The sequence below is a fragment of the Aminobacter sp. P4_D5 genome (assembly GCF_056401815.1).
The window spans coordinates 1-3,600 of record NZ_JBFUIP010000307.1 but is presented as its reverse complement, the minus strand read 5'-3'; the positions used below and the strand labels follow the sequence as shown (position 1 = coordinate 3,600).

Here is a 3,600-nt window from a genome sequence, read left to right as displayed (position 1 = left end):
CTTCTCGGCTCCGCTGCGGCTCTGCTCGCAGTCTCCGGCGCTCGTGCGGCCGACGCTGTCGTCGTCGCTGAGCCGGAACCAATGGAATACGTCCGCATCTGCGACGTTTACGGCGCGGGCTTCTACTACATCCCCGGCACCGAGACCTGCCTCAAGATCGGCGGCCTCGTTCGTTACCAGATCAACGCTGCCGAGCACGCTCTCGACGACGGCTGGAGCAAGCAGGCACTTATGCGCCTGAAGCTCGATGCTCGTTCGGAAACCGAATACGGCACGTTCCGCCGCTACATCGAGTTCCAGGCTTCCACCCAGAACAACGGTGGCTGGTCCACTGAGACCGACCCGGATACCGGCGAGCAGTTTGACGTCTGGAACGGCGTGAATGGCGAATCCGGCACGGCCCTCCGTCACGCCTACTTCGAGCTCGGCGGCCTGCTCGTCGGTCACACCGACACCCTGTTCGATGGCGATCTCGATGGCGAGTTCGACTCGGGCGGCGGCGACCGCATCAACCAGATCCGCTACACCTTCGACGCCGGCAACGGCATCGCTGTGTCGCTCGGCCTGGAAGAAGAGTCGAGCAACTTCGACTACGTCCCGCTGATCACCGGTAAGGTTGCCATCACGCAGGGCTGGGGTTCGCTCAACCTGTATGCTGGTTATGACAATGCCTACGAAGGCTTCGCTCTCAAGGCGATCGGCAACTTCAAGGCGACCGACGCCCTCACCCTGCAGGTTCTCGCAGGCTACGAGTCGGCCCCGACCTTCTGGTCCGTCAACGCTATCGGCGGCACCGAAGTCCTGCAAGGAGCTGGTCCTTACCATGGCTACACCTGGACGATCGCTGGCTACCTGAAGTACCAGGTCAACCAGAAGCTGGCAGTCGGCTTCGGCGGTCAGTACTTCGCTGATGGTCACGACGACAACCAGAACGGCATCCCGGCTGACGGTGCTAACGACTACTCGCTCGGCGCAGTCATCGACTACAACATCGTCGAGAACCTCGATGCCAAGCTCGCCCTCAACTACTTCGCTGGCGACACCTTCGACGACTTCGGCCAAGGCGGTGGCTTCAACGGCTTCCTCCGCCTCGACGCTGCGTTCTAATCTGCTGACGTTGTAAGCAAAAAAGGCGGCCCGGGCTTCGCGAGAGACCCGGGCCGTTTTTCTACCGGCGGCAGCGTCGGGACATCGAACCGACCAAAGGAGATGGAAGGGCGTTGTAGGCAAGTACGATCCGAAGCCGGAATCATTGCCCTGCCGGATTGCCAAGAATTGTATGAGAACTGTCGTCGGCTTGCCGGCCACCCCGTCGTGGAGTAGCGTTAGCTGCTTTTCGTCGAAGGGTTGCCGGAAGATTTATGAAGAAAGCAACTTCAAAGGACCATATTGTGAGCGGCCATCATTCTGCCGCCCTGATGACGAATTGCAAGGTAACTTACAGTTTTAATACTATTAAAGAAGTAAAGTCATTTAGGGTTTTAGAGCTTTTTGCGTCCTACAAAGACATTCTATGGGACGACGGAAGACACAAATACAACGTCAGCTCCTTCCTCGGTGAGATCGACGAGATTCTTCTGGGCGAGCGCTTCAGCGCTTTTTCCCAAGAGGCACTCGACGGCCTGATAGGCTCCCTGCGCCAACGCGGTAACAGCAACGCGACCATCAATCGAAAGATGGCCGCATTGAGCAAACTACTGCGCAAGGCCTATAAGATGGGAGATGTCCACAGCCTGCCAGAGTTCCGCCGCCAGAAGGAGCGGGCGGGACGAATCCGCTTTCTCGAGCCCGAGGAAGAGGACAGGCTCTTTGCCGCCATCAAGGCGCGCAGTGAAGATGCTTACCGGCTCTCGGTGTTCCTGGTCGATACAGGCTGCCGGCTAGGCGAAGCGCTCGGGCTGATCTGGAACGACATTCAGGACACGCGCGTCAGCTTCTGGATCACTAAATCCGGACGCAGCCGCACCATTCCGCTGACTGTGCGCGCCAGGGAAACCGCAAAGTGGCCGCCTGAGCGCGGACCGCGCCCGAAGGGGCCGTTCGCCATGCTGACACAGCCGCAGTTTCGCGCGATATGGAATGATGCCAAGGCCGAAGTGGGCCTCGCCGCCGACGATCAGGTGGTGCCGCACATCCTGCGCCACACCTGTGCGTCACGTCTGGTACAAGGTGGCATCGATATTCGTCGCGTACAGATGTGGCTCGGCCACCAGACGCTGACGATGACGATGCGTTATGCGCATCTGGCGACCAACGACCTCGACCGCTGCGTGGTGGTGCTGGAACGTCACTGACGCTGGATCCACCTCAAAGGCGCGACAGCCAAAGGGCACGGCGCGCCAAGCGACTGAAAGGCGCTGGTGTCGGCACGCATTGCCCGTCAGTTCGCGCAACATTGGTCAGGTAGGGCAAACCACAGCAACAAACCGCATGCTGCCCTGCCCATTTTGTCGTATAGCCCGAGTCTTTCGAGATTTCCGCACCCGGCTCGGGCCGGATCGCCAATGAGTATGCTGCCATGACCACACGCCCGCTTCTGACCCCCGTCATCCGCGCCCTGCCCGTCACCGTGCCCTTCGTTGGGCCCGAGGCTCAGGAACGCGAGCGCGGCAGGCCGTTCAGGGCGCGCATGGGCGCAAATGAAAGCGGCTTCGGCCCCTCGCCGCGCGTCGTTGCGCGCATGCAGGACGTCGCAGCCGACATGTGGAAATACTGCGATCCAGATAATTACGATCTCAAGGTCGCACTTGCGCGTCACCTCGGGCTCGGTGCGGACAATGTCGTGGTCGGCGAAGGCATAGACGGCCTGCTCAATCTTGTCGTGCGCATGTATGCTGCCGAGGGCGACCCGGTGGTGACCTCGCTCGGTGCTTATCCGACCTTCAATTTCCATGTCGCCAGCGTCGGCGCCCGTGTGGTGCCGGTGCCCTACCAAAACGACATGGAAGACCTTCAGGGCCTGCTCGACGCGGTCAAGCGCGAAAACGCGCCTATCGTCTACCTGTCCAACCCGGACAATCCGATGGGCAGCTGGTGGGAAACGAATGACATCCTGCGCTTCATCGAAGCACTGCCTGAGACGACGACGCTGATTCTCGACGAAGCCTATGGCGAGACGGCACCTGCTTCGGCGCTACCGCCGATCGATGTCTCGCGGCCAAATGTCGTGCGCATGCGCACCTTCTCCAAGGCCTATGGGCTTGCCGGCATCCGTTGCGGTTATGCCTTCGGCGATGCCGAGGTGATCGCCAGCTTCGAAAAAGTGCGCAACCATTATGGCGTGAGCCGCATGGCGCAGATCGCCGGCGAAGAAGCGCTCGCCGACCAGGCCTATCTGGCCGATGTGGTCGCCAAGGTGGCGGCCGGGCGTGAGCGCATCGCCACAATCGCCCGCGACAACGGGCTCAAGCCCCTGCCCTCGGCGACAAACTTCGTGACCATCGACTGCGGTAGCGATGCTGCTTTCGCACTTTCAGTGATGCGTAACCTGCTGGCCCGGGATGTCTTCATCCGCAAGCCGATGGCGCCGGTGCTCAACCGCTGCATCAGGGGTCTTCATCCGCAAGCCGATGGCGCCGGTGCTCAACCGCTGCATCAGGG

Annotated in this window: 3 protein-coding genes; all 3 read left to right on the top strand. The window is 60.9% G+C overall.

Annotated elements, in window-relative coordinates:
• The coding region (locus AC1DWF_RS31075) for a porin (RefSeq protein WP_476842484.1) at window positions 1-1,107 on the top strand (1,107 nt) is incomplete at its 5' end.
• A 311-nt stretch (window positions 1,108-1,418) separates the two neighbouring features.
• Window positions 1,419-2,294 (top strand): tyrosine-type recombinase/integrase, encoded by an 876-nt coding sequence (locus AC1DWF_RS31070; RefSeq protein ID WP_476783587.1) that lies wholly within the window; start codon window positions 1,419-1,421, stop codon window positions 2,292-2,294.
• Between the two features lie 224 nt (window positions 2,295-2,518).
• The coding region (locus AC1DWF_RS31065) for a pyridoxal phosphate-dependent aminotransferase (RefSeq protein ID WP_476842483.1) at window positions 2,519-3,600 on the top strand (1,082 nt) is incomplete at its 3' end.

Bases quoted from the DNA above. Each gene is read 5' to 3' on its own strand.
- AC1DWF_RS31070 (WP_476783587.1), top strand. From the start codon at position 1,419: ATGACGAATTGCAAGGTAACTTACAGTTTTAATACTATTAAAGAAGTA.